The sequence below is a fragment of the Algibacter lectus genome, from assembly GCF_900112395.1.
Classification (GTDB): domain Bacteria; phylum Bacteroidota; class Bacteroidia; order Flavobacteriales; family Flavobacteriaceae; genus Algibacter; species Algibacter lectus.
The window spans coordinates 567,399-581,954 of sequence record NZ_FOLN01000001.1 but is presented as its reverse complement, the minus strand read 5'-3'; the positions used below and the strand labels follow the sequence as shown (position 1 = coordinate 581,954).

Sequence of the window (14,556 nt, the reverse complement as noted above, 5' to 3'; positions counted from 1 at the left end):
ATATAACTATGGCATTACAATCCGTTACAGAAATTTTTATTGGAAGTACCGCTATCACCTCATTTAAGCGTTTTGTTTTAGATCAAGGTATTAATGCGCACCATTTTTTAAATTTGGAATGCAGAACCGATGTGCTAGAAAATTTAGAAGGAGAGATTTCTAATAGTACAAAAAACTATTTGGGAGAAACGCTAACACTACAAGTAAGTTCTCTAAGTGATTTTTCTGGTTATAAAACATTAGAATTTAAAGGTGTTGTTACCTCTGTAGCAAATAAGCGCGGATACAATAACGAAAATATTGTAACGATTAAAGCAGAAAGCCCAACGGTTTTATGTGATGATGGTCCGCATTATAATTCCTTTTTAGACAAAAGTTTATCACACATTATAGCACTTACTTTACAAGGGTATGATACCTCAAAACTTAGCGCTATAATGAATCCGCAAAACAGTGCGCCTTTGCATTATAGTGTACAACATAAGGAAAGTAATTGGCGTTATGCAAGCCGTTTAGCTATGCAATACAGTGAGTGGTTGTACTATGATGGTAAAAAACTTATTTTCGGACAACCAGAAGATGGAGAAGATGTTGTTTTAACATATGGGCACGATTTACATGGGTTTTCATTAGATTTAGTGCCACTTCCTAACAATTTTAATTACTTCACCAACGACTATCTTACCGATGAAAAGCATGAGAAAAAAACATCGGAAGTAAGTACAGGCTCTACCGGATATAGCAGTTTTACAAGCGAACGCGGTAACGCACTTTATGCTAAAGAAACCAATGTTTGGGTAAACGGGTTTAACGATCCAGGACTTAAACAACGTATGGACACCCATGTAGAACAACAGAAAAAAGCTGTAGAAACCCAACAAGTAAGAATGAAGGGTGATAGTGATAATCCTGGTGTAGGCATTGGAAAAATAATAGACATACAAGGTGAAAATGCAAGTCATGGCAGATACCGTGTTATAAAAGTGCGCCATAGCAATAACGAAAACGGACAATACCATAATACATTCGAGGCGCTAAGTGCAGATATGGATGTATTTCCAGATACAAACTTTGAAGCAACACCAAAAAGTGACACGCAAACAGCCGTTGTTATGGAAAATTCAGATCCAGATGGGTTAGCACGTATAAAAGTGCAATTCCCATGGCAAAAGCCAACAGGAGTAACTACGCCATGGATTCGTGTGGTAACACCACATGGTGGTGGTGATAAAGGCTTTCATTTTATACCAGAAGTAGGCGAGGAAGTTTTAGTTGGTTTTGAAGGTGCGAATGCAGAACGTCCTTATATGCTTGGAAGTTTATATAATGGTAATGCGAGCGCAGCAGATTTTCAAAGTGAAAGCAATGATTTTAAAGCTATTAGAACAAGAAGTGGGCATACTATTAAGTTAGACGATACTGACGGAAAAGAAATGATAACCATTTCTGATAAAAACACAAATATTATTCATTTTGATACGGTTGAAAAAACATTAACTATCTCGAGTGAAGAAAAATTATTTTTACGTTCTAAATTTATTGCCATGTATGGCGATAATATTGAATTACATGGTAATGCTACCAAGATAGTTTCAAAGAATGAATCGGTAATTCAAACAGGAGCTTCTAACATAGGTGTGTTACCAGAGGGTATTGTAATAGATTCTAAAAAGGTAGATGTTAACGGTAAAGAAGAAGCTAATATTGTTGGTGGTAAAATTAATACCAATTCAACAGGCGAGACTTTAATTTCAGGAGCCATAGTTAAACTTAATTCATAACATATATTATGAGTAACGCATCTATAGCGCAAGAACTTGCTAAAATTAGAAATAAATGGGAATCGATAACCACCTACAAATGGGATATGGCCATATGGGTATGCGATTACCACGATATTGAGATTTTAGATAAATTTATGGATATTGAAGCTTCGCCTATTGGAGTTTTTGAAGACATATTTTTTAGATTTCAATCTGTTTATTCTGATGATCTTTTTGAACAACACCTTTGGGAAGAATTTTTATCTTGGTTTAATACTAGCGACGACAACAAATATGATTTAATATATGCTTATAAAAAAGATGGCTATTTACCAGAATCTTATGATGTAAATAGAGCATTACCGCCCACTTTTAAAAGTGTGGTTGGAGAATTAAAGCGATTAAAAGATCTACTTCCGTTTAAAGAAGAAAACTTTATACTTTATTTTGCTCCAGGAATGCATGGGGTAGGTTTTGATGCATGGTTGTCAAATCAATTATCAGGATCCTTACCAAACGATTTTAGATTGGCAGCTATAGATGTTGATGTAAAACGAAACCTATCAAAATTACAAAAGCATAAAACGGCTAGAGTTGTAGAATTAAGAGCAAATCTAGACATGGCAAATGCCATGCGTAATGAAATGGACAAGGATAGTGATAGTGTAAAACCACATTCACCAAGTACAAAATTTCAGAAGCAAGTGCGTAAAGTGATGGATGCCACTATTGATGATGATATCAACATTAAAAAAGAAGCAAAAGTACTTATAGAACTCGGCTATCAATTAAAAAAACTAACGACTAAAGCAACATCACATTTAATTTGTGCTATTGCCTTTTTTAATATAAAAAATAAAGAGTTGGCTTTCGAGAATGCAAATAAAGCGATTGATTTGGCAGAGCCAGAAATTAAAAAGTCAGATGAGGCTTACCCTATATGGAGGTCGGCATTAATGATAAAAGCTTCATTATATTTAGTTGATAAAAAAACACGACCAGAAGCTATTTCTTGCTATGAAAAACTAGTTGCTGAAACAGCTAAACACGGTGATGTTTTTTACACCATGGAAGGTTATAGAATGTTGGCTCTAGTTAATTTTCAATCTAAAAATATGGAAGCCGCTTGGGAGCATGTTATTTTTTCATTGCAAGCGGGCACTAATTTACCGTTAGAAGTAAAAAGAGCATCAACATATTTGTTTTCTGCATCTTTAGCAAAACAAATTTGCGATAGCAGTTACAAATATAGAAGTATGGATACCATGTTAAACAAACAATTTGAAACTGAAATAGGTACAGATTGGGATACGTTATTACAAGGTACAGAATACCTTAATTTGAAATATGTAAACAGAAGAAAACCACTAAAAGTATAAGTAAATGGCAAAAATTGTAAATAAAGTTGTTTCTAATAGTGATAGTGATAATGAGTCTTCTGGATTCATGTCTTTTTTATCAGAAAAAAAAGAAAAGCTAGATGCCTTTCAGTCTGATCTTGCAGCTTCTATAATGCCTTCAATTCCCGGGCAACCGGCAGGAAAGTATCAAGATATTGCTCTTGGTATTGATGTACACCCTACTATGTTTCCGCCGTCGCCATTAATGGCTGTGCCACACGTAGGGATGGTTTTTGATATTATGGGTGCCATTTTTGCCGCCATAAGTTCTGTAATACCAACACCTCCGGTGCCAGAGCCACCAGAAGATGGTAGTGAGCCAGAACCACAACCTTTAACGGTAAGTAGTGTAGCTGTAGCCATTGTAAAAGCCATGGCACCAAGTGTTATGGTAAATAATAAATTTATTGCTAACGCTGGGGTAAGCCTTCAACATTTACCAGGTATTATATTGCATGCATTACCATCAGTAAGTCCTATGGCATCGTCAGAGATGTTTATGGGGAGTTCTACGGTTTTAGCAGATGGTGCACCGTTTTCAGGGCAATTCCTACCTGCTTTATCTTGTAATTTAATTGGTATTCCTGCGCCTTTTAGGTTAGGGAAAACCAAACCAAAAATGTCTTTAATGGCACCAACATCGGTGCTATTAAACGTAATACCTGCTGGAAAACCAGTGTTAGTTGGTGGCCCGCCAACTATAGATTTATTAGCACTTGCCATGTCTCTAGGTTTAAAAGGTCTTGGTAAACTCGCTAAAAAAACGGGTGGAAGTATTTTAAAAGGAACCAAAAAAGGCTGGCAGAAAGTTGGTAATAAGCTTCAGAAAAAAATTGATAATTTAATGCCTAAGAATCCAAAGGCAGCACAACGATTACAAGATTTTAAATGTAAGCACTTTGGAGAACCTGTAGATGCTGTTTCGGGGCGCGTTATTTCAGAAAATTTAGATTTTAGTTTACCAGGACCAATACCTTTGGAGTGGACACGGCATTATTTTAGTGATGCAGAAATTGAATCACCAATTGGAAGTAATTGGCAACATAGCTACAATATTGGATATTGGGATATGGGAGAAGGCGCTATTTGTTTGCAATTTCCAGATGGTAGACAAGTTAATTTGCCAAAACTGTCTAGCGGAGATATGTACTATAACCGCCAAGAAAAAATTACGTGGTTTAAAGATAGTATAGGCGTCGCTTATAAAGGAGAAGACGGGCTAACTTATCGTTTTACAACCAATAGCAACGAGGACGATTTTTTTCCAATACAAGCTATTACTAACGATTTAGGGAATGAAATTCGTTTTGAATATCGCCATGGGTTACTCAATAAAATAATTGACAGTACAGGTAGAGTTTTACAGGTTACGCACGAAAATAGACGTATTACAGCTATTTATAGTATCATAGACGATACCCGCATAAATTTTATTCGTTATAAAGTAGATAATGATGATAACTTAGTACAGGTAACAGAGGCTAATAATGTAAGTAAGCACTTTTATTACGAGGGGCATTTATTGGTGAAATTAACCAACCAAAGTGGTTTGTCATTTTATTGGGAATACGAAGGTAAAGGGGATGATGCTAAATGTGTACACACTTGGGGAGATGAAGGTATTTTAGAATATTGGACTCAATATGAAAAAGGCAAAACCATAGTAACCAACTCGTTGGGGCATACCACAACGTATTATTACGATAGCAATAATTTAATATATCGAATTACAGATGCTAAAGGTGGCGAAACCTACCAAAAATATAATGACTTACAGTATCTAGAAATGCTAACAGATCCGTTAGGTAACACCACTAAGTACACCTACGATTTGTTTGGTAATACAACGTCTATTGAAGATGCCGATAAAAATAAAACGGCATTCGAGTACGATAGTATGCAACGTTTAATTGGCTATACGGGACCAGATGGTAGTATGTCATGGAAATATGATATCGATAATAAATTAATTGCTCGAAGTTTTCCAGACGGTACGCAATTAAAATATGAGTACGATACCAACAACCAGTTACTCGCCATGACGGATAGTGCAGACAACCGCACCACCTTTTTCTGGAACGAACGCAGTGAATTAGTAAAAGCAACCTTAAACGATGGCCGAAGCATACGCTGGGTTTACGATAAATTAGGAAATTTATTAAACAACACGCAACCCAATGGAGCTACTACCACCTATAAATACGATGTTATGGGTAATGTGGTAGGCCTGCGTGAACCAGACGGTAATAAACATATTTTTAATTATGATAAGGCGGGCAACGTAGTTTTAGCTAAAGATTCCTTGCGAGAAGTTGCCTTTACCTATTGGGGTTTAGGGAATTTAAAAACCCGTACCGAAAACGGGAAAACCATAACCTTTAAGTATAATACTGAAGAGCAGTTAACCACTATAGTTAATGAAAACAATAACGCTTACCGCTTTACGTTAGATCCTTTGGGGCAAATTATTGGTGAGTGGGGATTCGATGGCTTATGCCGTCGTTATGTTCGTGATGCTGTAGGGCGAGTAACCAAAGTATTGCGCCCACAAGAACGCTGGACAAAGTACATGTACAGTGGCACAGGTAATATTTTAACTGCGAATCATTATGATGGTACAGGCGAGTATTTTACATACAACAGCAATGGCAGTATTAAAGAGGCTACCAATGCCTTTAACACCGTAAAATTTGAATACAAAAACGGAAATTTAATAAGCGAAGACCAAAACGGACACCTTGTAAAGAGTACGTATAACCGTTTGGGACAACGCACCAGTATTACAAGTTCTTTAGGCGCTAATATTATTCAAGAATTTACAAAGGATGGAAATGTAGCGCGTACTGAAGCCAACGGATGGCAAGCCCAGTATAAAAGAGATGCTTTAGGGTTAGAAATACGGCGTATGGTTAGTGGGGATGTTACGATAATCACCCAAAGAGACCAATTGGGGCGTGTAGAAAAACACCTTGTACAAAATAAAAATGTAGAAGCCCGTAACGTACGTTACCAATGGGGACGTGCCGATAGATTGCTAAGTATGGTAAATAACCTAACAAACAGTACGGTAAGGTTTAGTTATGATGATGTAGGGAATTTAGCCTCGGCAGGTTATAAAAATGGTTTAGATACCATATACAAAATGCCCGATGCCGTTGGGAATATGTTTAAAAGCCCAAGCCAAAACGATAGAGAATATGGTAATGGTGGGGAATTATTGAAAGATGAAAACGCGACCTATAAATATGATGATGAGGGCAATTTAATACTCAAATTTGTATCTAAAGCAGAAAACCCAAAAGATATAGGCGAATGGAACTACCAATGGTTTGGTAATGGCATGCTAAAAGCAGTTACAAAACCAAATGGAGAACATATAGCGTTTGAATATGATGCCTTGGGTAGGCGTACAGCCAAAATAGTAACAGCACCAAGAGTAAAGCGCAACGGAATCATTACCCGCTTTATTTGGGATGGTAATTTACCACTGCACGAATGGCAATACAGCTTGGAAGACCGCCCCAGATTGTTTGTTAACGAAAATGGGGATATTGATGCGGAAGAAAAAGAACCAACTCCGACAGCAATATCTAGCGAAAGTGATAAATCTCAAGATAGTACAGCTTTAACCACTTGGGTATTTGAAAACAATAGTTTTGTGCCACAAGCTAAAATAGTAGGCGATAAAACATACTCCATAGTTTGCGATTATTTGGGGACCCCCGTTCAAGCCTTTAATGAAAAAGGTGAGAATGTTTGGGAATGTGAGTTGGATATTTACGGAAATATCCGTAATATTGGAGGTAGTAAAACGTTCATACCTTTTAGATATCAGGGACAGTATGAGGATGTGGAAACTGGGTTGTATTATAACAGGTTTAGATACTATTCGCCCGATAGTGGCACTTACATAAGTCAAGACCCGATTGGGTTGGCTGGCGGAATGCCGAATATGTATAGCTATGTAAGTGATGTAAACTCACAATACGACCCTTTTGGTTTAGAATGTTGGGGAACTGCAAGAAAGAAATTTTGGAAAAATGAAGCTGCAAATAACGCTAGTGGTTATTCTCCAAATAATTTAAAAAGAATGAAAGAAGGTAAAGCTCCAAGAATGACCGTAGAAGTTACCAATAGAAGAACAGGAGAAACCAAAACTAGAGATTATTCTATGGAATTACATCACAGAGATATTCCACAAAGAGTTGGAGGTGATGGAGTTCATAATTCTTCTAATTTAGATGCTCTTAATCCTTGGGAACATGAAGCAGTTGATCCATTTAGACATGTAGGTTCTGATTTGGATGAAGTTATAAAAGGAGTAGATGTTTGGTAATTATTAATAAATTAAGAAATGCAAGAATCCATAAAGGTAATAGAATCAGAAATTTATACTAATTATATAAGTTTTATTGAAGACAAAGTGGTCTTAAAAATATTAGATAAATATAGAGATAATGTAGCTAATCGTGATGCAGACAAAATGAGCAAAGCGAAAGTTACATCATCTGATATACTTGATATATTAATTAATGACAAAGAGCGGTTTACAGCATATGTATTCTCAAAAATTAAAAAATATGAAAATGTAAAATTTAAGGAAGATTATCCTAAAGGAGAAGAGCCAGAAGAAGAAGAAAATGACAATGAAGAAATACTAGGTTACGCAAAGAGCTTTATACTTTTATATGCAATAGAATATTTTCTCTTAAAAGAAAATTCGGAGGATTTGGAAACATACATAAAAGAATGTAGAATTCCACAAGCAAAAAAATACACTAAAGAATTAAAAGGAATTTATAGTAAACTAAATTAAACCGACAGAGCTATTGAACAATTTCATAGTGATTAACAGCTGTTATTAGTAAACAAACAGGTAAGATAATTACATTTACCCGCGAAATATTTTCCGTGCCGAAAAAGAGTAAGCAATAAAAAGAAAAAGCCACAGCGAAAGTTGTGGTTTTTTTATTGTGCAAAGGCTTGTTTAGGTTTAATATGCTATTTGTTTTTATGCTCTACTTTTTTTAGAGATAAACATTGTATTTACAAAATAGCTTGAATTTTACGTTTCGTAATAAAGGCATCAATAAGTTTAGACACTACCGATTTATCATCATCATTCATTTGTTCAACAGCTTCCCCTCGCGCGCCATATCCGTAACTCTGGCGCACTTCAGTGAAGTGTGTCTAATTTTCTTTAGCATTTGCAATGCAATTTATTATCTTTAAACACTGTCTCAGAGATATAAAGTTATAGATAGTACTGTTCCAACATTTGTGACGATAACAATAATTAATTGGGTAGATTTATTTATTCGACCAACCTATTTTAAACCCCTTCGGTTAAAGTACATGCTCTATGGTAATTTGAAATAGGAAAACAATTAGTCACGCTTTACAAAAGCGCGCCAGGTTCTGGGATTATAGATGTGGCACGAGTGGGACTATTGACGGTAAAACGAAATCATTGAATCCTTTAAAGGATTTAGAAGACAAAAGACTAAAAAAACCAAGAAAAGTAACTTGCGGATAATATTATAATTTTATGAGAGTATTTAGTAGTGAACCAGAAGGGAATGAATTAGCAGAAGCCATAGGAGCTGACTATATAAAGTTTTCAATTTCTACAATGGACGAATTTAACGAATGGTTAAAAAAAAGTGAAAATCCAGCACAACCAACCCTAGCAATTATTGATATGCTAATCATAACAGCTGAAAAATACACTGTGAGTGCCAATCTTTTAATAAAAAAAGACAAAGTTGAAGAGTGGAAAACTACATTTTATGCTTGGTACGAACGTTGTAATAGTAAAATACCTGTAAAATACCGAGAGGGAATAAAACAAAATGCAGACGAATTATTTGCAGAGTTGGAACAATATGGACACTAATTTTGAAGAAATAATAAAACCCTTTTTTTGGGTAGAACACCCAAACAGCTTTTCTGTTTGCTTAGAAGTTGGTAGCTACAAAACCAATGTTTTTCAAACAAGAGAAGACGAAGGATTTGAAGGAAACGGATATGATTGGGCTTCTTTGGCAAAAGTCTTTATAATAGAAAAAGAACCAAAATTTAAAAAAGTCGTCAAATTTGACCCAGAAAGCAGTATGTTTTGCGCTTATTCTTCTGATGTAGATACTCTAAAAGAATTTGTAATATCATTTAAGCAAGCCTGCGAAAATGATAAACTTATATTGGATTTATTTTCAAGAGCAGAATTGGATTAATATTATAAAAAGCCACATATTTTTAAATATTGTGGTTTTTTTATCCTCGCTAGTGCTCGTTTGTAACGAGTGCCGTTCCCCTAGCGCGGCATATCCGTAACTCTGGCGCACTTCTGTGAAGTGTGTCTAATTTTCTTTAGCATTTGCAATGCAATTTATTATCTTTAAACAATGTCTCAGAGATATAAAGTTATAGATAGTACTGTTCCAACATTTGTGACAATAACAATAATTGATTGGGTAGATTTATTTATTCGACCAACCTATTTTAAAACCCTTCGGTTAAAGTACATGCTCTATGGTAATTTGAAATAGGAAAACAATTAGTCTCGCTTTACAAAAGCGCGCCAGGTTCTGCGATTATAGATGTGGCACGAGTGGAGTAAAAACCAAAAATGGAAAATGGCAACGCATAGAAGCCACAAATTTCTTGTATACAAAAAAGAAAGTCTATAACTTTGAGGTAGCAGATTGGCATACTTATTTTGTTGGTGCTTGGGAGTGGTTGGTGCATAATGCTCGACCTTGTTTAAGTAAGATAAAGCATTTACCACCATGGATAGGTCGAATGTGGAAAGGGAATTATTTTAATTTTATCAGAGAAGGATTTTACAAAAGACTTGGTGGATTTAATGAAGTAGTGCTTGCTTCAGGAAAAAGATTAGATAGTTATGTACCAGGTCTAGAAATTGTATCAAGAAAATTCACACAATTAGGAAAGGTATCTGTTGATACAGCAAAAGGATATATAGATGAGTTAGTGACTAAATACCCACCTGGTGAATTAATAAAAGAAACAACAAGAAATGCAGACGCTATTGAGCAAGGAGGTAAAGAATTAGCAGGTGATATGATTTTAGAAGTACCTAAGCAAACTAAAAAAATAGCGAGTGAAGTTTTAGAGCACGCAACTGATAACATGGTCAAAATCAGAGATACAGCTGGGAATATATTAAATCCATTTTAAAAAAACATGATTATAAAATATCAATCTTATTGGGCTTCAGCTAAGAGGTTACAGCCAGAAAGAGCAACTTTAACAAGGTTAGACATCGTTAATAAAACTAAATTCAAACAAGATTTTTTGGATAAAAAAATTAATTGTCAAGATGTAGCACGTCACAATTATGAGAAAGGTTTATTATATGAGTTTTCTATTTTCGAAACTGAATCAGATAGTTTTCCTAGTGTCTACATTACCATAAATCATAAAAACAAACATGTAGGTGTCAACTTTATAGATCCGGGTGGAAGAAATTATCTTAAATATATTTTTACAGAAGTAAAACCTAAAGAAGAACTTTTTTTAAGTGAAATATGGTATTATGACTTCGACAAAGAAGATAATGATAAAGCAAATTACCGTATTCATTTTGTATTCAACAATAAAGGAAATGCATCAGCTAGAAAATATGATGATAAAAATCAAAAATTTTCAGATTTTGAAAGTAAAGAACCCATGGATACATCTTTACTTTATGAGCCATATCCTGAATTTGGAAAATATGAAGGTATTATACGATTAGAGAGAGACATTCCTATTTTAAAAGATAATGTAAGAACATATGTTTATAAAGATGGTAACCGCTATTATAAAGATAAAGATGGTAATTTAATTGAAGATAATTAATCTTCAAATTATATTTTAAAATTAACAAAAGACTATGCTAACGTATAGTCTTTTTTATTATTAAAATCAGGAACAAATGGGCAACGCATAGAAGCCACAAATTTCTTGTACTCTAACAAAAAAGTATATAACTTTGAGGTAGCAGATTGGCATACCTATTTTGTTGGTGCTTGCGAGTGGTTGGTGCATAATGCTGCTTGCGTATCAGAAGCAATTAAGCAAGTAGCTAAAAGGTTACCTAGAACTAAAGGTAAATGGATAGGAGAAGCTGGAGAAGGTGTTTGGAAGTCTACTAAAAAAGCGGTTAATAAAATTACTAAAGGAGAAGGAATACCTTTTAAGAATGGGTATCCTGATTTTAGTAAATGGTCAAAAGGTAAAATGAAATTTAAGAATTTAGATGGAACACCCAAAGATTTTGACAAAGTATATCAAAGAGTTGCCAAACAAAAGGGGTTAAAGAACAAAACTCAAGCAAAAAAATATCTTAAAGATAAAGGATTAACACCTCATCATCATCAAGACGGAAAAACTATAGAATTAATACCAATAGCGTTACATTAAAACATTCCACATTCAGGTGGTGCTGCAAATCTAAGAAACGGAACTTTATAATGGAACATATTAGAAAAATAATATTTAAGTTAGGTCAAACGGAATTAACTAAGGCTTTAAAAAAGAAAAAGGATAATAATTTTGATTACAAGAAATATATAATATCAAATAATTTAAAACTATCGGATGAATATATATATTTATCTAACGAATATGGCTATAATCAATTTAATGAAGACATAGTTTTTAAGAGTTTAGATAAGTTACCAATAACCGGAGATGATAATCTATGTCCTATTGGAATTATTTATGGTTGGGGAAAAGGTGAAAATTCTCTTCAAAAAAACAGAAAAATTTTTCTTGATCAGATCCCCGAAAATTATTTTGTATTTGCTGAAGGCTTACCTGGTGATCAATTATGTATTAATCAAATTGATCAAAAAATATATTATTGGTACCATGAGTCTTTAGAGAATGAAGGATTATATTTGGTTGCGAATTCTTTACTCGACTTTTTTAAATCTTTACATTTAAACCCTAATTCTTAAATTGAAGACGATTTAGAAGAAGAATGGTTCTCTGATGATTTTTAATAAAATATATTCTCCCACAAGTGGTCATTTGTAACGAGTGCAAAAATAGTAAGTTCAACACAAACAATAAAAGCTATCTATTCATATAGGTAGCTTTTGTATTTTTAATTCATGCGTAGAAAGTGGTCGGAAAGATACCCTCTCGCGCACCATATCCATAACTCTGGCGCACTTCTGTGAAGTGTGTCTAATTTTCTTTAGCATTTGCAATGCAATTTATTATATTTAAACAATGTCTCAAAGATATAAAGTTATAGATAGTACCGTTCCAACATTTGTGACAATAACAATAATTGATTGGGTAGATTTATTTATTCGACCAACCTATTTTAAAATATTAGATGATTCTCTAAATTATTGTATTTCAAACAAAGGATTAGCGGTACATGCATACGTATATATGAGTAGTCATATACATCTTATTATTAGTTCTCAAGAAAATGAGTTGCAGGACATTATTCGCGATTTTAAAAAACACACCTCTAAGGAATTTATAAAAGCGATAAAAGAACTTCCTGAAAGTAGAAGGGAATGGCTTTTAGCTAAATTTAATTATGCAGCAAAGCGTGTAAAGAAAGGTGTTAGTTATAAGGTTTGGAAAGATGGGTATCATCCCGTAATTTTAGATACTAGCAAAAAAATAGAGCAACGTATAAATTATATACATTATAATCCTGTGGCTTCAGAATTAGTTTATCATGAAAGAGATTGGAAAAATAGTAGCTATGCAGTCTATGAAGGGGACAATCTAGAAACCCCTTCGGTTAAAGTACATGCTCTATGGTAATTTGAAATAGGAAAACAATTAGTCACGCTTTACAAAAGCGCGCCAGGTTCTGCGATTATAGATGTGGCACGAGTGGGGTTTTAATGACGGAGTTAGAACTAAATTACAAGCAAACCAAATGGGCTTAATGGTTGAGCATAAATTGATGTCAGATGATTATTATGATGCAAAGGCTTCTGCTGATTTTAAAAATAAAATTAATTCTCCAGGGAAAAAATTATATGAGAATGCTGATGCCAAAATGAAAGCGGAAGTTGACAAACACGCTGCTGATTTAAACAAAAAATTTAAGGGATGTAATTAATAAAATGTTATGATTAAATTTAAGTATAATGAAATTACAGACTATTTACTTGTTGACCCTAAATTTATTTCAAAAGGCATTGAATACGCAAATAAAAATAAATTAGAAAGTATAAAAATATCACCATTAAATGCCTATGATATTTATGGTTTTACAAGTAGTAAACAATTATATAGTTTCAAATTAGATGTATCTTCACTCAAACAAGTTTCTTCTATTAGAAGATTGGGGCTATCTGATCATATTGGATTAAATTCTGAAGGAATATTAGGATTCTATGCATTTAAAGATTTAAACTCTTTGAGTTTTGAGCATCCAAGCGTCAAACTTGATTTTTCTAATTTCAAAAAATTAGAAACCTTATACTTTAAATATAACAAAGGGGTAGCCAATTTAGGGACATTAAAGGAATTAAAAGACCTTTTAATATTCTCTTTAAACGTTCCAAATTGTGAGATTTTATCAGAACTTACAGCATTAGAAATGTTACGTTTAACAAGAGGTAATTTTACTACTTTAAAAGGTATTGAAAACCTAAAAAGAGTAACAAGAATTGATGTTGCCTATAATTCAAAACTTACAGATGCTAAAGCATTAGCAGTTTTACCAAGTTTAGAAAAATTACATATAGAAAAGTGCAAATTACTTACCGATTTTTCATTTTTAAAAGGCAATACAAGTATTAAAGAATTATTTATAGATAGTCTTGATTCTTTAGAATTTGTGTCAACAATGCCAAATTTAGAGAAGATAAATTTTTGGTTTTGTAAAGACGGAAATATGAAGCCTTTATTAGAGTCTAAAAGTTTAAAACAGATTAACTTTTACCCAAATAAAAAACATTATACTCATACTATTGAAGAAATTATTGAACTCACAGGAGCACAAAGAGGGAGAAATAAATAAAATAAGAAACCACAATTAGAAGTTGTGGTTTTTTCTGTTTAAAAACTTCGTTTTAAGCTCCAAAACCAAAAGTTATTAACAATTACGCTTATTGCTTCAACTCCTTTGTTTTCGGGCGTTTCCGCTCTTTTTTGTCCCACTTGCGCGACATATCCGCAACCCTGGCGCTCCCCTCGCGCGCCATATCCGTAACTCTGGCGCACTTCTGTGAAGTGTGTCTAATTTTCTTTAGCATTTGCAATGCAATTTATTATCTTTAAACACTGTCTCAGAGATATAAAGTTATAGATAGTACAGTTCCAACATTTGTGACAATAACAATAATTGATTGGGTAGATTTATTTATTCGACCAATCTATTTTAAATCCCTTCGGTTAAAGTACAT

General features: G+C 33.8%; 14 protein-coding genes. 13 read left to right on the top strand and 1 reads right to left on the bottom strand.

Translation table 11 applies throughout. The features are described 5' to 3' along the window. Positions 1 to 8 precede the first annotated feature (8 nt). Genes BM246_RS02035 through BM246_RS02020 form a run of 4 tightly spaced genes read left to right on the top strand, consistent with a single transcriptional unit; the run spans position 9 to position 7,979 of the window. Positions 9 to 1,781, top strand: coding sequence for a type VI secretion system Vgr family protein (locus tag BM246_RS02035; protein ID WP_074935578.1), 1,773 nt, complete (start codon positions 9 to 11; stop codon positions 1,779 to 1,781). An 8-nt stretch (positions 1,782 to 1,789) separates the two neighbouring features. Continuing rightward, positions 1,790 to 3,142: a hypothetical protein gene (locus BM246_RS02030; RefSeq protein WP_074935577.1), complete on the top strand. Its 1,353-nt coding sequence runs from the start codon at positions 1,790 to 1,792 to the stop codon at positions 3,140 to 3,142. Positions 3,143 to 3,146: 4 nt separating this feature from the next. Beyond that, complete coding sequence (locus tag BM246_RS02025) at positions 3,147 to 7,499, top strand: RHS repeat-associated core domain-containing protein (protein WP_074935576.1); 4,353 nt, start codon at positions 3,147 to 3,149, stop codon at positions 7,497 to 7,499. Between the two features lie 18 nt (positions 7,500 to 7,517). Next, a complete protein-coding gene (locus tag BM246_RS02020; protein ID WP_074935575.1) occupies positions 7,518 to 7,979 on the top strand; it encodes a hypothetical protein in 462 nt (153 codons plus the stop codon). 230 nt (positions 7,980 to 8,209) lie between these two features. On the opposite strand, the gene BM246_RS20165 is transcribed toward BM246_RS02020, so the two are convergent. Beyond that, entirely contained in the window at positions 8,210 to 8,338 is a 129-nt protein-coding gene (locus BM246_RS20165) for a hypothetical protein (protein ID WP_262481196.1), read from the bottom strand. A 373-nt stretch (positions 8,339 to 8,711) separates the two neighbouring features. On the opposite strand from BM246_RS20165, the gene BM246_RS02015 reads away from it, so the two are divergent. The 9 genes from BM246_RS02015 to BM246_RS01970 all read left to right on the top strand — a co-directional run bounded on the left by BM246_RS02015 (position 8,712) and on the right by BM246_RS01970 (position 14,171). After that, positions 8,712 to 9,059, top strand: coding sequence for a hypothetical protein (locus BM246_RS02015; RefSeq protein ID WP_074935574.1), 348 nt, complete (start codon positions 8,712 to 8,714; stop codon positions 9,057 to 9,059). Further along, complete coding sequence (locus BM246_RS02010; RefSeq protein WP_231961801.1) at positions 9,016 to 9,396, top strand: immunity 51 family protein; 381 nt, start codon at positions 9,016 to 9,018, stop codon at positions 9,394 to 9,396. Before BM246_RS02015 ends, BM246_RS02010 begins: the two co-directional genes overlap by 44 nt. 430 nt (positions 9,397 to 9,826) lie before the next feature. Next, positions 9,827 to 10,363 carry a hypothetical protein gene (locus BM246_RS02000; RefSeq protein ID WP_083415680.1) on the top strand — a complete coding sequence of 179 codons (537 nt, stop codon included), beginning with the start codon at positions 9,827 to 9,829 and terminating at the stop codon, positions 10,361 to 10,363. Positions 10,364 to 10,369: 6 nt separating this feature from the next. Then, entirely contained in the window at positions 10,370 to 11,026 is a 657-nt protein-coding gene (locus BM246_RS01995) for a hypothetical protein (RefSeq protein ID WP_074935572.1), read from the top strand. Between the two features lie 105 nt (positions 11,027 to 11,131). Next, entirely contained in the window at positions 11,132 to 11,590 is a 459-nt protein-coding gene (locus tag BM246_RS01990; RefSeq protein WP_074935571.1) for an HNH endonuclease, read from the top strand. 50 nt (positions 11,591 to 11,640) lie between these two features. Continuing rightward, positions 11,641 to 12,129, top strand: coding sequence for an SMI1/KNR4 family protein (locus BM246_RS01985; protein ID WP_074935570.1), 489 nt, complete (start codon positions 11,641 to 11,643; stop codon positions 12,127 to 12,129). Between the two features lie 277 nt (positions 12,130 to 12,406). Then, positions 12,407 to 12,961 (top strand): REP-associated tyrosine transposase, encoded by a 555-nt coding sequence (locus BM246_RS01980; RefSeq protein WP_074935569.1) that lies wholly within the window; start codon positions 12,407 to 12,409, stop codon positions 12,959 to 12,961. 61 nt (positions 12,962 to 13,022) lie between these two features. Continuing rightward, positions 13,023 to 13,265, top strand: coding sequence for a hypothetical protein (locus BM246_RS01975; RefSeq protein ID WP_074935568.1), 243 nt, complete (start codon positions 13,023 to 13,025; stop codon positions 13,263 to 13,265). A 9-nt stretch (positions 13,266 to 13,274) separates the two neighbouring features. Further along, complete coding sequence (locus BM246_RS01970; RefSeq protein WP_074935567.1) at positions 13,275 to 14,171, top strand: leucine-rich repeat domain-containing protein; 897 nt, start codon at positions 13,275 to 13,277, stop codon at positions 14,169 to 14,171. The last annotated feature ends 385 nt before the right edge of the window (positions 14,172 to 14,556 follow it).

Excerpts from the sequence above, each read along its gene's own strand:
- BM246_RS02030 (WP_074935577.1), top strand. The coding sequence starts at position 1,790 with ATGAGTAACGCATCTATAGCGCAAGAACTTGCTAAAATTAGAAATAAA.
- BM246_RS02035 (WP_074935578.1), top strand. The coding sequence starts at position 9 with ATGGCATTACAATCCGTTACAGAAATTTTTATTGGAAGTACCGCTATC.
- BM246_RS01975 (WP_074935568.1), top strand. The coding sequence starts at position 13,023 with ATGTGGCACGAGTGGGGTTTTAATGACGGAGTTAGAACTAAATTACAA.
- BM246_RS01980 (WP_074935569.1), top strand. The coding sequence starts at position 12,407 with ATGTCTCAAAGATATAAAGTTATAGATAGTACCGTTCCAACATTTGTG.
- BM246_RS02015 (WP_074935574.1), top strand. The coding sequence starts at position 8,712 with ATGAGAGTATTTAGTAGTGAACCAGAAGGGAATGAATTAGCAGAAGCC.
- BM246_RS01970 (WP_074935567.1), top strand. The coding sequence starts at position 13,275 with ATGATTAAATTTAAGTATAATGAAATTACAGACTATTTACTTGTTGAC.
- BM246_RS01995 (WP_074935572.1), top strand. The coding sequence starts at position 10,370 with ATGATTATAAAATATCAATCTTATTGGGCTTCAGCTAAGAGGTTACAG.
- BM246_RS02010 (WP_231961801.1), top strand. The coding sequence starts at position 9,016 with ATGCAGACGAATTATTTGCAGAGTTGGAACAATATGGACACTAATTTT.
- BM246_RS01985 (WP_074935570.1), top strand. The coding sequence starts at position 11,641 with ATGGAACATATTAGAAAAATAATATTTAAGTTAGGTCAAACGGAATTA.
- BM246_RS02020 (WP_074935575.1), top strand. The coding sequence starts at position 7,518 with ATGCAAGAATCCATAAAGGTAATAGAATCAGAAATTTATACTAATTAT.
- BM246_RS02025 (WP_074935576.1), top strand. The coding sequence starts at position 3,147 with ATGGCAAAAATTGTAAATAAAGTTGTTTCTAATAGTGATAGTGATAAT.